The organism is Yoonia sediminilitoris (assembly GCF_003058085.1).
GTDB lineage: Bacteria > Pseudomonadota > Alphaproteobacteria > Rhodobacterales > Rhodobacteraceae > Yoonia > Yoonia sediminilitoris.
This window is the reverse complement of the sequence record NZ_QBUD01000010.1, coordinates 86920-106377: the sequence shown is the minus strand read 5'-3', so window position 1 is coordinate 106377 and position 19458 is coordinate 86920. Positions and strand designations below refer to the sequence as shown.

Here is a 19458-nt window from a genome sequence, read left to right as displayed (position 1 = left end):
TGTCGCCGATCAATCGCAACTCAACGCGAACATGAAATGCAGCCAGATGGATCGTTTGGAAGTGACGGTGATTTGTCGGTCCTTGGCACAAACAGCCGACCAATTGCCCGAAATGCGTGGCGCCACAGGCTGGCTTGGTTTAGCCGGTGGAGTGGGTTCTCAGCAGTGTTATTGCCCGCTGGGCCATCTCGTCTGCTGCGGACTGGCTTTCGGCAAAGACCAGCAGATTGATAACCATGCTGCGCGCGCCGGAGGGCGGTGACATTAGCACGACGCCGTTTGCGGGGGCTGCGTCGGATCCGGGCCGCGCCAACATATCATCCAACGCCTCAACAGCCCGTGTGGTGCCGATCACGCGCCCTTGCAAGGTTTGCTGCACAACGACAATCCCCTCTGGGCGCTTGCCCCGCGTGATATTATCCAACGTGATCAGAGGTATCGAAACACCTGTCCAACGCCCATTGCATTCAATCCAATGGATGTGACGGGTCCCGCTTTCATCTTTGTAGATCACGGCATCAAGGCTGCAATTCCCGTAGTAGCCAAGCCTTTGCAGAACGGCAGCGATTCTGGTGGCCTGCGCCACAAGTTCGTCCTGCATCGCCTTTGGAAGGGTCGAGCGCACCGCGCCGATAAAGGCACCGGCTTGCCCCATAACGGCTTGTTCGAAGACCCCCAGCGAAATGGGCCGGCCATCAGTGGTATGTGGCAGCCACATCTGGACAGAAGGGCTATGGGTGACGTGCCTGTCCCAAACGCCCACAAGGATCGGAAAGCGGTCTGCCCAGCCCGTCGCATGCAGACGATCCAGCAACAGGGTTTCAAGGCTTTGGATTGTTTGCTGCGCCATCAGGGTGGAATCCAGCCTGATATTGCCCGCTGACCCTGCACTGTCAGGCACTTTGACAACAACCTGTTCCCCTGACTTTCCCAGTTTCAGGGCAACCGCCGCTGCGGCATCGGGGCCATAGGCGGGCATTGTCGGCGGCACGGCACTGGCCCCGATAATCGTGCGCGCCAATCGCGTGAACCACAATTTGTCATTTGCCCTTTCGCTGATGCGCGGGGCAGGGCCGCTGACGTTTATGGTGCAACCAGTGGCCGCGCCAATCTGTTGTGCCAGCCGCCATATTGTTCCAGTGGTCAGATAGGATTTGACCGTCAGACCACCATGTTTGCGGGTGATGTCCGTGATTGCCTGTTGCAGCAGGTCCTTCTCCATCGCCTTTGTCGCGATTGGACCCCCGTCCAGCGGATCGGGTGCAAGGATCGTGATGTCATCAAGTCCGCGTACCTGCGCCAGATAGCTGTCGAATTCCGGGTCCCTGCGCCCGACCAGAACAATGTCACCGGGTTTGGCCAGATGCGCCATCCGGTAATCAAGGTAAGAGCTGCCAGGCGGTTGCATCAGGCTGATCTGGGACATGTCGCCGATCAGAAGCGACGGGCCTGCGCCGGTGCCTTGCGTCACATGCGGCCCGAAATCAAGCGATGACAGGAATGCAGGCTCATCAGCAAGAAGTTGGTTTGTCAGCGTATTATCATTGGACATAAGCGGCCTGTTTTCGCGCTGGATTGCTTCTTAGAGCTATACGGCCATCACCTGCAAAAGACTGATCTATGTCAACGTGGATCTGACCTGAACTGTATCCTGTTCCCAAAAGCTGACAGGAGCGAAAAATGTGCCGTCTTTATGCAATGCACGCCAATGAGCCCACCCGCGTCGAATGCGGGCTGGTCATTGCCCAGAATGCGCTGATGGCGCAAAGTGCAAGCGATATGCAGGGCTATTCGCATGGTCATGGCTGGGGTGTCGCCGACTATAATAATGGTCTGCCCTTGGTTGAAAAGCAGACATGGGCGGCGTTTCATGGCGAACATTTCGCCAAAAAAGCGGCACGGGTCTATGCGCGCACGGTCCTTGCCCATGTCCGCCGGGCAACTGTTGGCGGCACCAGCATTGAAAACACGCACCCGTTTCATCACGGCAAATGGATATTTGCCCATAATGGTACGGTGCCCGCGTTTGATCAGGTGCGTCCGCTGATGCTGGAACATACTGACCCGCTGCACCGTGTCGAAATCAGGGGCACAACCGACAGCGAGCATGTCTTTCGTTATCTGCTCAGCCTGTTTCTGCACCATCCGGAACGGGGTCTGAAAGACACCGTGCGGCATGGGTTGGAGCAGGTGATTGCATGGTCGGCAGAGGTCGCGCCAGAGGCGAAGGTGGGCTTGAATATCGTTCTGACCGACGGCACGCATGTGATTGGATCGCGCTATAACCGCTCGCTCCATTATCTGGTGCGCGATCATATTTATGCCTGTCCGATCTGTGGCAAATCGCACGTGCATCATGAACCAAGCACCGCATATCAAGCGGTCGAGATTGCCTCGGAACCGGTGACACCGGACGAAGACTGGTACAAGGTCCCCAACAAGACGATCTACAGTATCGCTGAAGACTACCGTCTGGATATGGAACCGCTGGGGCGCTGATTGGCGGCTACGTGTCCGGGGTGCCTTCAATACCCAGCGACCTTTCGGCCATCGCGATATAGCGCAGCCCAAGGGGCAGCCATTTTTCAGGGGTGCGCGGTGCAGGCCGTAAAAGATGCGCAAGGCAAAGGCGCGCGCGCAGTAGAGCGTAAGTAATTACGTAGAAGTTGCGCAGTGCGGCATTTGCAGGGCTGCCAAGCGCGTCTGCAAGGGCGGTCCACAGCGCCGTCATTATCCATGGCGCGCCCATCAGATCGGCCTCGATCCCCAGTTGGGTTATTTCCTGATAAGGGTCTAGCAATCGCAGGTTTCGGTTGAATTCCAGACAATCAAAAATGGCCGGTGGATCGATCAGGCAGATATGTTCAAGCCGCAGATCGCCGTGGCATTCCCTGATCCACCCTTTGGCGACCCGGTCAGCCATGTGGTCGTAGGTGCGCTCGTACAGATTACCCAGAGCGTCGGTGACCGCGTTGAAACGTGCGTATTGGTCGCTAAAGAGCGGATCAAACAGGACAGCGTTGTTCATCTCTTGTTGGTCAAGCACGACCGAGAACAGTTCGTCCGGGCCAAGGCAGGTGCGGGGGCAGGACTGATAGAAAACGATCAATTCGCGCGCTAGTATATCAATGAATGGGGCAAGAATTTCGCGCTGTCCGCCATGCACGAAAATCATTTGGTCCAGCATCCGGCTTGCCGGCAGCCGCTTCATTTCAACCAGCCAGTCGATTGTTCGTCCCGGACCAAAAAGCGCCAGCGTGTGATTGGCATCTTCGCGCAACCGCAGCGCACCCAAATAGGTCTGTGGCGCCAGACGCCGGTTGAGGTCGATTTCAGTCAGCGCATTATCGTGACGCCCGCGCAGGCTTGTCAGGTCCTGCAACTCATCCCGGACCCGTTTCTTGAGTTTGTAGACGTGGGTTTCAGTCAGAAAGACCCATGATTTGCTGGTTTCAATGGTCGTGGCGTTGCCCAACAGCTGCGCAACCCGGATGTGTAGGCCGCTTTTAGTCCCGGGCATCGGGTGTCCCGCCGGTTTCCAGTCGCAGCATCCGGCCCAAATGACCGGCAACAAGAATGATCGCAGTGACGAAAGGGGCGATGGGCAGAAACGCAGACAGGATCGGCCTGTTCATCAGCGCCATGACGATCGCGAAAAGCGGGATGATGACCAAATCTTTGATCCTGGTCGGGCCTGTCACGCGCCCTGCGAGCAGGTCATTGATGAATTGATCGGTCATGCTGTAGCCCGCCCACAGTTCATGATGCTGTCCCGGTGCCGCCCGGCAGGACCGCAAGCGCAGCTGTCAGTTTTTGTAATAAAGTGAATGATTTAGGCATGGTTTCTACCTGGGCGCGCAATGAAATCACAAGCTACGGTAGTGGCTCTGCACGGGGTCTGATTGATCAAGATCAATACCTGCTGATCGTGCTGCGGCATCATCCGCGTCAGTGACGGGAACGGAAAGTCCGCCTGCGTCTGATCCGGGGTTTCAATGACAATTGAGGGTGCAGCATGTCGGAAACAGCAGATGACGTCGCCAGAAAGCTCGGCCTTGACGACCACAAGAGCGGCATGCCCCGGTGGGCAAAATATGCGCTTGGTGTGGTCGTGGTTGGTGTGGCGGTTTTGCTCTGGCCGACGCTTACGGATGAAACAAGGGACGTGCGCTATGTGACCGCGCCTGCCATGACGGGCGATTTGCGCGTCACCGTGATTGCAACCGGCACTGTCGAGCCGACCAATCTGGTCGAGATTTCAAGCGAATTGTCGGGCACCCTTGATGAAGTCCGCGTGGATTTCAATGACCAGGTCGTTGCGGGCGATGTGCTGGCTGAGTTGGACACAACCAAGCTTGAGGCATCACTGGCGGTCAGCAAGGCGGCGCTGGACAGTGCAATCGCACGTGTCGCAATGGCGCGGGCCACGCTTGAGGAAGCAAAGACCCAGTACGACAGCGTCGAGCAACTGGAGGAACGTGGCGTCGCGGCGCATCAGACCTTTGTGACGCGCAAAGCGGCCTATGTGCGTGCACAGGCCGAGTTGCAGTCAGCGCTTGCCGACCGTGCCTTGGCCGAAGCCAATCTTGATCTGACCCAAGCTGAACTGGACAAGGCCTGTATCTGTTCGCCCATCACCGGCGTTGTGTTGGACCGGGCCGTTGATCCGGGGCAGATCGTGGCAGCATCCCTGTCCGCACCGATATTGTTCACCTTGGCCGAGGATCTCACCAAGATGGAATTGCAGGTCGATATCGACGAAGCTGACATCGGTCGCACGGCCGTGGGCAACAAGGCCACATTCACGGTGGATGCCTATGACGAGCGTCTGTTCCCTGCCGAGATATCCGAAATACGCTTTGCGCCCGAAACGGTCGAAGGGGTCGTGACCTACAAGGCGGTGCTGACCATCGACAATGCCGATTTGTCCTTGCGTCCGGGCATGACCGCCACAGCCGAGATTACGGTAGAGGAACTATCGGATGTGCTGACGGTCCCGAATGCCGCGCTGCGCTATGTGCCGCCCGCTGTGCCTGACGCAGAAAAAGACGAAACGGTCGGCCTGTTGGGGATGCTGATCCCCGATGGCCCGGATACCCGCAGGATGGGGGATGACCGCACGGTTTGGGTATTGCGCGATGGAATGCCAGTGGAAATCCCGGTTGTTGCGGGTGCGACTGACGGGATCAGAACAGAAATCATCGAAGGTGCGTTGGACAAAGGTGATGAGGTTATCGTGGACCGTGTGGATGCCTGAACCTGTTCCATTGATCCGGCTGCGCGGTATTTCACGCATCTACGGCACAGGAGAGGCCGAAGTGCGTGCGCTTGACGGCATTGATCTGGATATTGATGCGGGCGAGTTCGTGGCGATCATGGGGCCCAGCGGCTCTGGCAAATCGACCGCGATGAATGTGATTGGCTGTCTGGATGCCCCGACAGCGGGCCACTATCTGTTTAACGGGGTTGAGGTGGCAAAACTGACGCAGGACCAGCGTGCCTTGCTGCGCCGCCACTATCTGGGTTTTGTGTTTCAGGGCTATAATCTTTTGCCGCGCACCAGCGCTTTGCAGAATGTCGAACTGCCGCTGATCTACAAGGGGCTGTCGCGTACCGAACGTCATCGCGCCGCAACCGAAGCACTGGCCAAGACCGGATTGGCCGAGCGGGCGCATCATGATCCCTCAGAATTGTCGGGCGGCCAGCAGCAGCGGGTTGCCATCGCGCGCGCACTTGCAGGCAATCCACAGGTCATTCTCGCCGATGAGCCGACGGGCAACCTTGATACCAAGTTATCGGTCGAAATTATGGAAGTTCTGCAAGAGCTGAACCAGCGCGACGGGCTGACAATCATCATGGTGACGCACGAGTCAGACATGGCAGAGTATGCCAAACGGAAGATCTGGATGGTTGATGGGCGGATCGAAAGCGACGCCGCGACAGCAAGGGTGGTGGCTTAGTGTGTTGTGGGAAACGATCAAACTGGCGGTGCAAGCGATCTTTCGCAATGCGCTGCGGTCGTTCCTGACGGTGTTGGGCATCGTGATCGGTGTGGGCGCCGTGATTGCGATGGTCACGGTGGGGCAGGGGTCAACGCAGCAGGTCACCGCCGACGTCGCAAAGCTGGGGACCAACATGCTGATGGTCATGCCCGGACAAGACGCCATGCAAGGCGGACCCCCGGGTACGGCTGTCCCGATGTTTACTGTGCGCATGAACAACCTGCTTGAAGAACAGTTAAGCGTGGTTGAGGTTTCCGCACCGCTGAGCGCCTCGCGCGCCCGTGCGGTCTTTGGCAATGAAAACCGGCGGACTGATATCATTGGCACCGACAACCGCTATTTCACCGCTGCGCGCTGGGAAATGGCGCGTGGTCGGATATTCGATGCCAGCGAACTCCAGTCGGGCAAACCGGTCTGCGTGATTGGCGAAACGGTGCGCAAATCCTTGTTCGGCAACGCGGACCCGGTCGGCGAAGTCATTCGTATTCAGACGCTGTCGTGCGAGGTCATCGGCCTGACCAAATCGAAGGGGGCGTCAACGTTTGGCAGCGATCAGGATGATTTCGTGATCATGCCGCTCAAGACCTTTCAGCGCCGGATTGCCGGTAACACCGATGTGTCGATGATGATTGTCGCCGTCCGCGAAGGCGTGGCGACCGAACGCGCGCAAGAACAGATCGAGTTGCTGATGCGCGATATCCGCCGGATTGGTCGGGGCGAGGATGACGATTTCAGTGTGATGGATATGAAGCAACTGGCAACGATGCTGTCGGGCATCACCGGCGTTCTGACAGGGCTTTTGTCGGCGGTCGCTGCTGTCAGCCTGCTGGTCGGGGGGATTGGGATTATGAACATCATGCTGGTGTCGGTCACCGAACGTACCCGCGAAATAGGCATCCGGCTGGCGATCGGGGCGCAGGCCAGACAGGTGCTGCTGCAATTTCTGGTCGAGGCGATTATCCTGTCGCTTTTTGGAGGGGTGATTGGCATCTTTGTGGGGTTGGGCCTTGGCCTGCTGGGGGCGAACATGTTGTCGATCCCATTCCAGCCGGACCCCGTGATCGTGCTGCTGGCTTTTGCTTTTTCGGCAGCTGTTGGGGTGATCTTTGGCTATTTCCCGGCCCGTCGCGCCGCACGCATGAATCCGATTGATGCGTTAAGGCGGGAGTAGTGCAAACGTCGATTGACCTGCCTTGGCACTCTCTGGCACCGAAAGTGCGCCGTGCCGGTCCCCGCTTCAACGCAAGCCTGCAAGAAACTTTCCGATTTGCAGTCGCGGGAAGACGCAATTGATCCAACTACGCTGGCCAATCTTCGGGGAATTGCGTAGATTTTAACCAAATTAGTGACGAACAGGACATACCCTGATGGTGCGACAACCCAAAAAGCCATCTACGCCGACCAAGCGAAAAGACCGTTCCAATTCGGCTGCAAAGAAAAGGCGCGCGACGCCAAAACCTCGAAGACAGACGTCAACGACAAAGGCCGCGCCTTTCGCCATGCCGGTTGTCGGGCTTGGGGCCTCTGCCGGTGGTTTGCAGGCCTTCACTGATTTCTTTGAGGCGATGCCGGACAAGACCGGCATGGCATTTATCGCCATCCACCATGTGGACCCGGACCACGAAAGCCTGATGGCCGATCTTTTGGCCAAACACACGAAAATGACCGTGGCGCTGGCCCAAGACAGAACGCCAATCGCGCCTGACCACGTCTATATCATTCCGCCCAGACAGTTTCTGCGGATCGAAAAAGGTATCCTGTATCTCAGTGAACCCGCTGAACGGCGGGGCATGCGTTTGCCGATTGACTTCTTTTTTCGGTCGCTGGCCCACGATCAGCAACATAATGCCATCGGCATCATTCTGTCGGGGACCGGTAGTGATGGCACGGCGGGTATCCGCAACATCAAGGAAAGCGGCGGTATGGTTCTGGCGCAGGATCCCCGCGAAGCGGCACATGACGGGATGCCGCGCAATGCGATCGCAACAGGTATGGTCGACCAAACTCTGCCGGTCGCCGAGATGCCCAAGGCGATTTCCAAATATGCCGCACAACCCTATGTGCGGAGGGGATCGACATCAAAAGCGCTGGGCGAAAATGCACGCAGCGCGATGGCTGAAATCATAGAGGTTCTCAAGGCGCATAACCCGATCAACTTTGAATTCTACAAGGAAGGCACGCTGCTGCGCCGGATTGAGCGGCGGATGGCGTTGCGCCATATGGAAGATGCGGCGGACTATCTGGCGTTGTTAAAGGATTCAACTGAAGAAGCACAACAGCTTAGGGCCGATCTTTTGATTTGTGTCACATCGTTCTTTCGCGATCCTGAGGCGTTCGATTATCTGGCCAAAAACGTATTGCCCGATGTGGTCAAGAACTGCGCGCCCGGCAAACCTGTGCGCATCTGGGTGCCCGCCTGTGCTACCGGCGAAGAAGCCTATTCGTTGGCGATGCTCTTTATCGAGCAAATTCAGGCGGTTCGCAAAGACGTCAAGTTGCAGATTTTTGCATCCGATGTCGAAGACCAGTCACTCGCAATCGCGCGCGAGGGGGTCTATCCCGCAGCGATTGTGGGTGACATATCGCCCGAGCGTCTGGCCCGCTTCTTTGACAAGGAAGATCATTCCTACCGGGTGAAAGCGCATTTGCGTGATGCGGTGGTCTTTGCGCATCAGGATATTCTGGCCGATGCACCGTTTTCCAAACTTGATTTGATATCGTGCCGCAACTTGCTCATTTACCTCAATTCAGATGCGCAAGAACGGATCATCCAGATGTTCCACTTCGCGCTGAATGATGACGGTTTGTTGTTTCTGGGGTCCTCGGAGACCACGAACAGTCACGGCGCATATTTTGCGCCAAAGTCCAAAAAGTACCGGGTTTACAAGCGGGTGGGCAAGGCGCGTCATCGGCATCTGGACTTTCCGCTTGGCAAGTCGCCGGTCTTTGGCCGCGCGATACCTGCCGCACGCAATATGGAGATCAGCCACGGGCAGCAACTGGCCGAACTGTGCCAGAAACTGCTCGTGGAGCGATATGCACCCGCCGCTGTTTTGATCAATGCAGGCATGGAGACATTGTTTGTGCAGGGGCCGGCGGATCAATACCTCAAGGTGCCCGCCGGCGAGGCCAGTCAGGATCTGTTGGCGATGGCCCGCCCCGGGTTGCGCGCCAAGCTTGGGAGCACGATCAGGACCGCCTTTCAGACCGAACAGGACGTGACTGCAACGGGAAATCTGACCCGTGCGGGGCACAGTGTGCTGGTGACAATTTCCGCGCTTCCGATGGTGGTGGACGGGGTCAAGCTCTTGCTTGTGACATTCGCGGACGCGCCTGTCAAAGAGGCCGTGGAGGAAGCCGCAGAAAATGGAAACGACAGCCCGATCAGGACCCAGTTAGAGCTGGAACTGGAAGCCACCCGTCAGGAGTTGCAGAACACGATCCGCGAATATGAACGTTCGTCCGAGGAATTGAAGGCCTCGAACGAAGAAGCGATGTCGATGAACGAAGAATTCCAGTCGACCAACGAAGAACTGGAAACGTCCAAGGAAGAACTGCAATCGCTGAACGAAGAATTGACAATGCTGAACTCCCAGCTTCAGCAAAAGGTCGAAGACGAGCATCACCTGACCGATGATCTCAATAACCTGCTGTCCAGCTCGGGGATTGCGACCCTGTTTCTGGACCGTGACCTCAAGATCATGCGTTTCACCCCCGCCACCAGACAGCTGTTCAACGTCATTGCCAATGATGTCGGCCGCCCGTTCAGTGATATCACGGGCAAGATCAACGACCCTTCCTTGATTGAGGACTCTCTCAAGGTTCTCGTGGATCTGAACACGATCGAGTTAGAAGTGCAGGCCACCGACGGCAAATGGTTCATTCGCCGCATCCTGCCCTACCGGACACAGGACGGGAAAATCGATGGCTTTGTTGTCACCTTTTCGGATGTGAGCGACCTCAAGGCGTTGCAGCAGTCAAACGAATCCGCGTTGCAATTTGCTGAAGACATCATTGGGACAGTGCGTGAACCGATGCTGGTTCTGGACGAGGATCTGTGCGTGGTCAGGGCCAGCCGATCATTTTGTTCCATCTTTCAGACAACATCAAAGGCCGTGCAAGGCAAGCAGTTGTTCAATCTGCAAGGCGGGCAGTGGAACCAGCCTGACTTGCGCAAGTTGCTTGAACGGATATTGCCCGACAAGACGACCGTGGAAGGGCATGAAATCCAGATCGAGGTGGCCGACCTTGGCAAACGCAGCGTTCTGGTCAATGCCCGTCAGATGAAGTCCGAGACCCATGGCAACAGACTTATTCTCATGGCTATGGAAGACATCACCGAACGGCAGAAAATCCAGCAGGGTCTGGAAGAACGCGAAGCACGGCTCAGCGCCATTCTGGACGCAGCGCCCGAGGCGATTATCACCATTGATTCACAGGGCATCGTTACCAGCTACAGCCCTGCCGCACGCACCATTCTGGGCTACAACAGCTCAGAGGTGATTGGCCAGAACGTCAAGATGCTGATGCCGGAACCCGACCAAAGCCAACATGATGGCTACATGGCGCATTACCTCGAAACCGGAGAGAAAAAAATCATTGGCATTGGTCGCGAGATGTACGCCCGCCACAAGGATGGATCAGAGGTACCGATCCGCCTGAATGTCGCCGAATGGTGGATTGACGGCGAGAGGAATTTCACCGGCATTGTGCATGATCTGACCGAAGACATGAAACGCCGGGATGCCTTGGCGCGCGCCCAGAAAATGGAGGCAGTCGGCCAGCTGACCGGTGGTCTGGCGCATGACTTCAACAACCTGCTGACCGTGATCATCGGCAATCTGGAACTACTTGAAATGGAGCTTGATGATCGCTCGTCCAAAGAGTTGCTGGCTGAAGCGCTGGAAGCCTCTGAACTGGGTGCCAAGCTGACCACGCAACTGCTGGCCTTTTCGCGCAAACAGTCGCTTGAGCCCGCGACCGTGTCGCTGAATGATCTGGTGATTGCGGTCAAGCCAATTTTGGTGCGCACACTAGGGGATGACATATCGGTCAAGACCGAACTTGCCGATGATCTCAGTCTGACAGTGACCGACCCCGGTCAGGTCGAAAATGCGATCCTGAACCTTGCGATCAATGCCCGTGATGCAATGCCAGACGGCGGCACCCTGACAATTCAGACCAGAAACGTGGTTCTGGATAGTGATTACGCGGCCACGCAGGTGGATGTGGACCCCGGCCCCTATGTTGCCCTGTCTGTGACCGATACAGGCATGGGCATACCCAACGCATTGACCCCCCGCGTGTTCGAGCCGTTTTTCACAACCAAAGGCCTTGGTGCGGGATATGGCCTTGGGCTCAGCATGGTCTATGGTTTTGTCAAACAGTCAGGTGGTCATGTCGCAATCTATAGCGAAGAGGGTCTTGGCACGACCGTCACCCTGTATATTCCGCCCGCTGTCAAAGCCGCAGCGGCGCCTGCGGTAGCCAAGTCGAAACAGGCCAAGATCCCGCAATCACGCAACGAAACCATTCTGGTGGTTGAGGATGACCCGCGCGTCAGGCGGCTGACCGTCAATCGGCTGAATGGTCTCGGCTACCAAACGTTGGCGGCCGAGAACGGGCCAGAGGCGCTGGAAATTCTGCAAGGCAATGACCGGATTGCGCTCGTACTTTCAGATGTTGTGATGCCCGGCGGTATGACCGGTTTCGACGTCGCCGATAAGGCACTGAAAATCAACCCCGCTCTCAAGGTGCTCTTGGCGACGGGATACGCCGACGGAAACGAGGTGGTGGACGGGTTTGCCCGCAAACGCCATCCGATCTTGCGTAAACCCTACAGCCTGAATGAATTGGCCAAGACCCTGCGCGACCTGCTGGATTAAACCAGCAGATCGCGTCTTGGGAAATAACTGTTTGTCATTGAAGCAAACGTTTGGCGGGGTTAGCGCAAAACCAGGAAGATGCGCGCAGACCCGCGCTGAACTGTCAAAGCGAGCACGCCGCTGGTTTGTTCAAGCTGCGCGCGCAACGCGGCCACCGATGTGACAGGCACCTGATTGACGGCAAGGATGATGTCGCCTGCCTCAAGGCCTGAACCGGCGGCACGGCTGCCCGGGTCCAAACGCGCGACCAAGACCCCTGAAACCTGACCATAAAGCGGGTCGCCCGGCTCCATGTTGCGGAGTTGTGCCCCTGACAGCCTGCCCAGCGAGTTTTCATCTGCACTGGCCATGCTGCGTGCGCCCCGGCTCAGAATGGCTTCCAGCGTCATTGGCGCGCCATCGCGGATAATCTCGATTTCGACACGCCTGCCAAGCCGCTTCAGCCCGATCTGGCTGCGCAGGTCTGCCGATCCGGCAACGGCGCGCCCATCGACGGACACGATCAAATCACCGGGTTGCAGACCGGCCCGCTCTGCGGCGCTGTCAGGTTGTACCTGCGTCACAATAGCGCCGACGCCGGTCTCGATGCCCAAAGCATCTGCCAGATCGGGGGTGAAATCCTGAACCGTGACACCAAGCTGACCGCGCTGCACTTCGCCAAATTCAACAAGTTGATCAAAGACCGCATCGGCCATGTTGGCGGGCACGGCAAATCCAATCCCCACATTGCCGCCGGAGGGGGCGATAATCGCGGTATTGATGCCGATCAGGCGTCCGTCCAGCGTGACCAGCGCCCCACCGGAATTGCCCGGATTGATCGACGCATCGGTCTGAATGAAGTCCTCGTAGCCTTCGATATTCAGCCCGCTGCGCCCCAACGCGCTGACGATGCCGGATGTGACGGTCTGACCCAGCCCAAAGGGATTGCCGATCGCAAGAACATAATCTCCGACCTGCAAACGGTCACTGTCGCCCAGCTCAAGCGCGGTAAGACCATCTGCGTCAATCTTGACCAACGCAATATCGGTGCCGGGGTCGCTGCCGACCAATTCGGCATCGAAACTTTGCCGGTTTTTGAGCGTCACGACAATCCGGTCGCCATTTTCGATGACGTGATGATTGGTCAGGATATAGCCCTCTTGGGCATCAATGATGACGCCTGACCCCGAACTCATTCTTTGGCGCTCTTCGGGCTGTTGCGGCATTGGTTGCATATCAAAGAACCGCCGGAAGAACGGGTCGTTGAAAAGCGGATTCATCTCGACCGACTGGTGGCTTTCGACCGAGATATTGACAACAGCGGGTGTGACTTCGGACAACAATGGTGCCAGTGTCGGCAGCCCGTCGTCATTCAGATACAAGGGTCGTTCAAGCGGTTGCGCGGCAATCGGGGTGGCGTATGTCAGCACAAAAATGCAGATCGCGGCCAATGTGCGACCAAGCTGGCTTGCAGATGGTGTCATTTCCCTTCTCCTGTGGGTCACGGCGCCGGGGCAGGCAGCGCCCGCCCCGGGCAATGGATTATGCGGCTTTGACCGGAATGCGTTTGATGTTGGCCTGTGCCTCGGCTGTCTTGGGGAGGCTGACAGTCAGCACACCGTTCTTGAATTTCGCATCGGCCTTGTCAGGATCAACACCGGCGGGCAGGGGAACCGTCCGATAAAACGACCCATAGGACCGCTCTGACATATAGATGCCCTTGCGCTCTTCTTCGTGCTCCACCTTTTTTTCGCCGCGGATGGTCATCGCATTGCTGGACAGCGAAATGTCGATGTCCTTTTCCGTCATACCCGGCAGTTCGATCGAGACATCAATACTTTTTTCCGTCTCGGTGATGTCGGTGCTGGGGCCGGACATGCCCACCGCGTCGCCGCCGTTCCAGTCACTTTCGACCTTGCGCCAAAAGTCATCAAACACATGGTTGATGTCGCGCTGCAAGGAAACCATTGGGTTGACCGCGCGGTTGTCTTCTTGCGGGGGGGCCTGTTTTTTGTCCCGGCCCCAAGGGATCAGATCGCTGATATGCATGTTTCCATCTCCTTGATTGGGTTTGATCGGTTGAATGGGCCTATCAAGCCGCCTTGACTGTGATTTTCTTTGGCTTTGCCTCGGCCGCGCGCGGCAATTCCAGCCGCAGGACCCCATTCTTGAAGGCCGCATTGATACTGCCCAGATCAATTTCGTCAGACAGCGTAAAGGCGCGCAGGTAATCGCCTTCGCGGTATTCCGATGACAGGCGGCGATACCCCTCGGGTTCATGTGGCGTGACCGTGCCGCGCAGGGTCAGGACCTGACGTTCGAGCGTAACTTCGATACCATCGGACTTTACGCCGGGCATATCTGCAAGGATAACAGTGATTTCACCCTGCTCGAAAATATCGACTGCGGGCACAAATGTGGGAACCGTCGGCGCTGTTTCGCCGTTTGGCCGTGCGATATCGGTTGTGTCCTGTGTGGTGACTTCCTGTGCCATGATTTTCCTCCTCCTTTTTTGCGGGGTCAGGACGCTTTGATCTGGATGTGCTTGGGCTTGTCGTCTTCGGGGCGCTGCATTTCGACCGTCAGGACCCCGTTGGCAAAGCGGGCGTCAATCTGGTTGGGGTCGACCCGGAATGGCAGTTCGATAGACCGCAAGAACGATCCGGCTGGGCGTTCGCGGCGATGCCAGACGATATCGTCACCGGTTTCGGCATCAGGGTAGGTACCACGGATCGAGATCATGCTGTCCTTGACAGTCATCTCGATGTCCTGTTCGCCAAGACCGGGCAGTTCGGTTGACATCACGACACTGTCCTGTCCGGCCCAGAAATTGACCGGTGGATAGGTCCCTGAACGGGCAGGGGTGCGCGAGCCGTCGAATATCCGGTTCATGGCGCCTTGCAGGCGGCGCATGTCGGCGAATGGGTCGTGATAGGCCCATGGTGAAAAAGCAGACCGTTGCATTCTGATACTCCTTTTGTTTCCAAATCTGCCGCCCAAGGTCGTACGGCGGTTTCAGTACATCCGTTGGGCCGGTGTCCGGCGAGATCGGAACAGATCACAGCCCAAACGGATAGGTTTCGTCCTCTGCCACATTGGTCAGCGCAGCGAGCGGGGACACCGCATTCGTCCGGTCGAACCAGACGAACGCGTCATATTGGCTGGACAGATCGGCATAGCTGTAATGGCTCGCCCTTTCGGTTTCCGGGCGATAGATAACGCCGATGTAGCGTTCCAGCCGGGGTTGTGAGACAAGATCAAGGAATCCGGCTTTCTGCGGCTTTTTGAAGTCCCACAGAAACCGTTCCGGTTCGATCGCCTGACAGATTGCTTCATAGCTGCCCGGCAGCGGTGGGCGGATGGTCTTGATTTCCATCGGGTCATCCCATTCCGATGCAGCGGCCACCGTGCCCGACGCTGTACCAAAGCCGATCAGGGCGGCATCGTCGCCATATTCCTGCCGACACAGTTGGCCGATATTCCACTCGCCACGGCTGCGGCCCATATCCGTATGCCGCGCGTCGCCGATATGCGAATTATGTGCCCAGACCACGGCCTTTTTGTCGGGCCCAGCATGTTCAAGGATGTCGCGCAGGGTCTGGAACATATGCTGGTCGCGCAGGTTCCATGACTGCTGCGACCCGTAATACATCACGCGATAATAGCGCTCGGCATTGGCGACCAACCGGGCGTTCTGGGTGGCGTCAAAGAACTGATCGCCGTCTTTGGCGATATACTCCAACTCTTTCCGGAACAGATCGAGAAGGATTTCAGACACTGCCTTTTCGCAGACAGAGAACCCGCGCGTCAGTGCCGCGCGCCCGTAGGCGGCAGGCGCGCGCGACCATGGCTCCAGACAGGCATAGCGGGACCGCGCAACCGCTGCGGCGGTCTCATCGACCCGATCCAGATAGGCCAGTACAGCGGCGATCGAGGCGCGCATATTGTAAAGGTCGAGCCCATAGAATGCGACGCGGTCCTCCATCGACTTGGTTTCGTTATGCAGTTTCAGAAAACGGGTGAAGGCTTCGAATTCAACATTGCGCCACATCCAGGTGGGAAAGCGCGCAAAGGCACTGTCTTTCATCGGTTCATGCCGCCGCTGGCGAATGTGTCGATCAACAGCGGCGGCATCGGGCCAGTCGGCCTCTACCGCGACAATGGAAAACCCGTGTTCCTGAACAAGTCGCCGGGTGATGGCTGCGCGGGCGTTATAGAATTCCGAGGTGCCATGCGAGGATTCGCCCAACAGTACGACCCGTTTTGATCCGAACCGGTCAAAAGCCTGCGCAAATTCAGGGTCATTGATCGCCGGCAATGGCTCGGCGGCGTCTGTCAGGATGGAAAGCTCTGTCTCGATCCGGGTCGGCGGCGGCGTCTTGGGGAATTTGAACGCTTTCTTGCGCAGGTGTGTGTTGAACCAGTCAGCGGCGCGGTCGATTGCGTCGTCCAATGTGCCCGGCTCTTCGAACAGATGGCCCGCGCCTGGGACGATTTCCAGCTTTTTGGTACATGTCAGTGCCGCAAGTGCCTGTTGGTTCAAGGTAATGACATCATGGTCATCGCCGCCCACGATCAGAAGGGTCGGGCTTGAAACCTGCGGCAGGAATGCCATCGCAAGGTCCGGACGACCACCGCGTGACACCACCGCAGCAACCCGACCTCTGAGTTCTGCAGCTGCGACAAGGGCTGCCGCCGCACCGGTACTTGCCCCGAACAGGCCCAGTGGCAGGTCCTCAAGATCGGGCTCTGATGTGATCCAGATCGTTGCCTCGACGACGCGATCAGCCAGCAGCGGAATGTCAAAGACATTGCGGCGATCCTCGCCTTCCTCGGGGGTCAACAGGTCGAACAGCAGGGTTGCGAACCCCTGTGCATTCAATTTTTCGGCGACATATGTATTGCGCGGGCTAAGCCTGCTGGACCCGCTGCCATGGGCGAAAAGCACGATGCCCTGTGGGTTCTTGGGCACCGTCAGATCGCCGGCCAGCCCCATGGGGGGAATCGTAATCTGGCGTTTGTAGCTTTTCTGCTCTTTTTGCGCGGTTTCGGGCGTGACCGAATTCAGCAAACCTACGGTTTCATCGTCCGACAACTGATGAAAGTCCCTGTAGAAGCCGCCCACACCGCGAAAAGCGGTGACAGGATAGACACAGACAATGTCATCTGCCTGATCGTAGATATCGTCCAACGCGGACTTGGGCGCGACGGGCAGGGCGACAATGATCCGCGCGGGCTTGGCGCGCTTCAGACCGATCAGTGCGGCCTTCATCGTCGCACCCGTTGCCAGACCGTCATCAACGACAACGACCGTTCTGCCGGTTGGGTCAGGACGCGCGCGGTCGCCCAGATAACGCGTCTTGCGACGGTTAAGTTCGGCCCGCTGGTCGGCCACGGCCTGCGCGATATAGGCATCATCCGCCCCGGACAGACGGCGGACATCTTCGTTGATGACGATCTGCTCGTCTGCGCCTTCGACCAACGCGCCAAGGGCGACTTCGGGATTGCGTGGCGCGCCGATTTTGCGCACCAGCAAAAGATCAAGCGGCGCGCCCAACCTTTTGGCGACCTCGACGGCCACCGGCACACCCCCGCGGGGCAGCGCATAGATTAGCGGGCGATCCAGTTCCATGTCGACCAGTAGTCTGGCCAAAGTACGGCCGGCATCGGCGCGATCCAAGAATTCCTGTGTAGCTTTGTCCATGTGGCGAGAATTACCAGAGGCCGCGACTCGGCTGATTGATTTTACTCAATCCTCAGGACAGGTGATCAGCCAATTCCTGCCGGTTGAAAAAAAATGTGCTGCACATCTTGATCGCGATCAATCGCCCCCTTTATTTTCGGGCGATGGATCACATTCATGCTTTGTCTTGTGTGGAGGTGAAAAGATGACATGAGAGAGATCAGCAGACGTCACGATAAATGCGACAGGATCGCCCTGGCTTACCGCTTGGGCCCAGACCATGCCCCATCAACAGGTGCAAGCCTGACGCCTGAGTTGCTCAAATACCTGCATATTCTGGGTCCGACACCCAAGCGGACACTTGAAGCACTAGCCGATCTTGGCCTGTCAGATGACGAGATCGCGCGCTATTTCTCAATGCCGTGCCATCTGGTCACGCGGCTTCGGGAATTCTGGAAAATAGACGGAAGTTCCGATTTTTTCTAGTGGGTTACGCGGCGTTCTTTAATTGGTATACCGGCTTCAAGATGTGCCCTGTTCGCGGTCGCTGACCAGAACCGGCCTAGGGCGATCAACTGCGGGCATGCCCGCATGCGGGTACATATAGTCGCGCGCGAGTGGCACGGCATCAACACTACGCGTCAGTTGAAACTGGTAGACAGCCTGCGGCGCGTGACGGAAGGTTTGTTCGCTGGCGGCAAGATAAAACCGCCACATCCGCACGAAACGGTCGTCATAAAGCGCGCGCGCCGCATGTTCATGCGCGTTGAAACGCTCATACCAGTGACGCAGGGTGTAAGCATAATGCAGCCGCCAGCATTCAATATCCGCAGCCCACAGGCGTTTTTTTTCGACGGCGGTCATGACCTCTGATACAGAAGGGATATAGCCGCCGGGAAAGATGTATTTTCCGATCCAAGGGTTGGTCGCTTTGGCCGGGGCGGCCCATCCAATTGTGTGGACCAGCGCGACCCCATCCGGGGACAGCCTGTCATGGATGGTTGCGAAGTAGTCATCAAAATGGGGCAGGCCGACATGTTCGAACATGCCCACGGACACGATCCTGTCAAACGTGCCCGCGATCTGGCGATAGTCGCACAGCCGGAACTGGACCCGGTCAGAAAGCCCATCCTGCGCAGCCCTTTTGGTGGCATAGGCTTGCTGTTCCTCGGACAGGGTGATGCCGACCACATGGGCGCCGTGGGTCTTGGCCAGCGACAGGGCCATGCCGCCCCAACCGCAACCAATATCAAGCACGCTCATCCCGGGTTCGAGCATCAGCTTTCGCGCGATATGGGTTTTCTTGTCGCTTTGCGCTTGATCCAGCGTTGCATCGGGCTCTCTGAAATACCCGCAGGAATATTGGCGGTCACTGTCAAGAAACAGGTCAAACAAGCGGCCGGACAGATCGTAATGATGGGCAACATTGCGCCTTGACCGGGTGATGATGTTGTTTTGTGCCAACCCGCGTAACGCATCGCGCGCATGTTGTGACAGCTTTTGCCAGCGCGTCCGTTTGGCATCAGATTTGCGGGCATTACGCACGACCGTCGCCAGCAGACCCTGTAGGTCATCAGCATCAATCGTCAGGGAGCCATTCATGTAGGCTTCGCCCAATGCCAGTTCGGGATTGAGCACCAGTTGCCTTGGCGTGGCAGGTGTATGCAGGCGCACGGTGACAGGCTGGTCGCACCCTGGATCACCGTAGCGGCAAACGTCGCCAGTGGGCATGACAACATACAGGCACCCCTCTTGAATGAGGTGGTCGAGCATCCTGTGCAGCAGATTTTGCCAAACCCACGTCATGACGCGCTTGCCTGTGCTGTGGCGCGGCTTGATCGAGAGCAAGCCCGATCGCCTGAATTTACCGGTTTTTCTGTCTGCATAGGGGGACTGTAATCCGGCGTTG

15 protein-coding genes are annotated in these 19458 nt (G+C 57.5%); 6 read left to right on the top strand and 9 right to left on the bottom strand.

The annotated features are described in order from the left end of the window. Positions 1–139 precede the first annotated feature (139 nt). Entirely contained in the window at positions 140–1552 is a 1413-nt protein-coding gene (locus C8N45_RS16530) for a preATP grasp domain-containing protein (protein ID WP_108387369.1), read from the bottom strand. Between the two features lie 128 nt (positions 1553–1680). Here C8N45_RS16530 and C8N45_RS16525 point away from each other — a divergent pair, with 128 nt between their 5' ends. Then, entirely contained in the window at positions 1681–2499 is an 819-nt protein-coding gene (locus tag C8N45_RS16525; protein WP_108387368.1) for a class II glutamine amidotransferase, read from the top strand. 7 nt (positions 2500–2506) lie between these two features. On the opposite strand, the gene C8N45_RS16520 is transcribed toward C8N45_RS16525, so the two are convergent. After that, a complete protein-coding gene (locus tag C8N45_RS16520; protein ID WP_108387367.1) occupies positions 2507–3520 on the bottom strand; it encodes a hypothetical protein in 1014 nt (337 codons plus the stop codon). Then, positions 3507–3740: a hypothetical protein gene (locus tag C8N45_RS16515; RefSeq protein ID WP_114427853.1), complete on the bottom strand. Its 234-nt coding sequence runs from the start codon at positions 3738–3740 to the stop codon at positions 3507–3509. The genes C8N45_RS16520 and C8N45_RS16515 overlap by 14 nt, the downstream gene beginning before the upstream one ends. A 275-nt stretch (positions 3741–4015) precedes the next feature. On the opposite strand from C8N45_RS16515, the gene C8N45_RS16510 reads away from it, so the two are divergent. The 4 genes from C8N45_RS16510 (at position 4016) to C8N45_RS16495 (ending at position 11887) form a co-directional block, all read left to right on the top strand. Further along, positions 4016–5257: an efflux RND transporter periplasmic adaptor subunit gene (locus C8N45_RS16510; protein ID WP_108387365.1), complete on the top strand. Its 1242-nt coding sequence runs from the start codon at positions 4016–4018 to the stop codon at positions 5255–5257. Further along, positions 5250–5960 (top strand): ABC transporter ATP-binding protein, encoded by a 711-nt coding sequence (locus C8N45_RS16505; RefSeq protein ID WP_108387364.1) that lies wholly within the window; start codon positions 5250–5252, stop codon positions 5958–5960. The genes C8N45_RS16510 and C8N45_RS16505 overlap by 8 nt, the downstream gene beginning before the upstream one ends. Then, positions 5914–7173 carry an ABC transporter permease gene (locus C8N45_RS16500; protein WP_245882711.1) on the top strand — a complete coding sequence of 420 codons (1260 nt, stop codon included), beginning with the start codon at positions 5914–5916 and terminating at the stop codon, positions 7171–7173. The genes C8N45_RS16505 and C8N45_RS16500 overlap by 47 nt, the downstream gene beginning before the upstream one ends. Before the next feature lie 328 nt (positions 7174–7501). Beyond that, on the top strand, positions 7502–11887 hold the full coding sequence (locus tag C8N45_RS16495; RefSeq protein WP_168769505.1) for a chemotaxis protein CheB: 4386 nt from the start codon (positions 7502–7504) through the stop codon (positions 11885–11887). A 59-nt stretch (positions 11888–11946) separates the two neighbouring features. On the opposite strand, the gene C8N45_RS16490 is transcribed toward C8N45_RS16495, so the two are convergent. The 5 genes from C8N45_RS16490 to C8N45_RS16470 form a co-directional block, all read right to left on the bottom strand. Next, positions 11947–13350, bottom strand: a complete 1404-nt coding sequence (locus C8N45_RS16490; RefSeq protein ID WP_108387361.1) for a DegQ family serine endoprotease — start codon at positions 13348–13350, stop codon at positions 11947–11949. A 58-nt stretch (positions 13351–13408) separates the two neighbouring features. Next, positions 13409–13915 (bottom strand): Hsp20/alpha crystallin family protein, encoded by a 507-nt coding sequence (locus C8N45_RS16485; RefSeq protein ID WP_108387360.1) that lies wholly within the window; start codon positions 13913–13915, stop codon positions 13409–13411. Between the two features lie 43 nt (positions 13916–13958). Next, positions 13959–14360 (bottom strand): Hsp20/alpha crystallin family protein, encoded by a 402-nt coding sequence (locus C8N45_RS16480; protein ID WP_108387359.1) that lies wholly within the window; start codon positions 14358–14360, stop codon positions 13959–13961. 26 nt (positions 14361–14386) lie between these two features. After that, a complete protein-coding gene (locus tag C8N45_RS16475; protein ID WP_108387358.1) occupies positions 14387–14830 on the bottom strand; it encodes an Hsp20/alpha crystallin family protein in 444 nt (147 codons plus the stop codon). A gap of 94 nt (positions 14831–14924) precedes the next feature. Continuing rightward, on the bottom strand, positions 14925–17570 hold the full coding sequence (locus tag C8N45_RS16470) for an erythromycin esterase family protein (RefSeq protein WP_108387357.1): 2646 nt from the start codon (positions 17568–17570) through the stop codon (positions 14925–14927). Between the two features lie 189 nt (positions 17571–17759). Between C8N45_RS16470 and C8N45_RS16465 the strand changes: the two genes are divergently transcribed. Further along, positions 17760–18035 (top strand): hypothetical protein, encoded by a 276-nt coding sequence (locus C8N45_RS16465; protein WP_108387356.1) that lies wholly within the window; start codon positions 17760–17762, stop codon positions 18033–18035. A gap of 36 nt (positions 18036–18071) precedes the next feature. Here the strand turns inward: C8N45_RS16465 and C8N45_RS16460 are convergent, their stop codons facing one another. Continuing rightward, positions 18072–19355, bottom strand: coding sequence for an SAM-dependent methyltransferase (locus tag C8N45_RS16460; RefSeq protein WP_108387400.1), 1284 nt, complete (start codon positions 19353–19355; stop codon positions 18072–18074). Between the last annotated feature and the right edge of the window lie 103 nt (positions 19356–19458).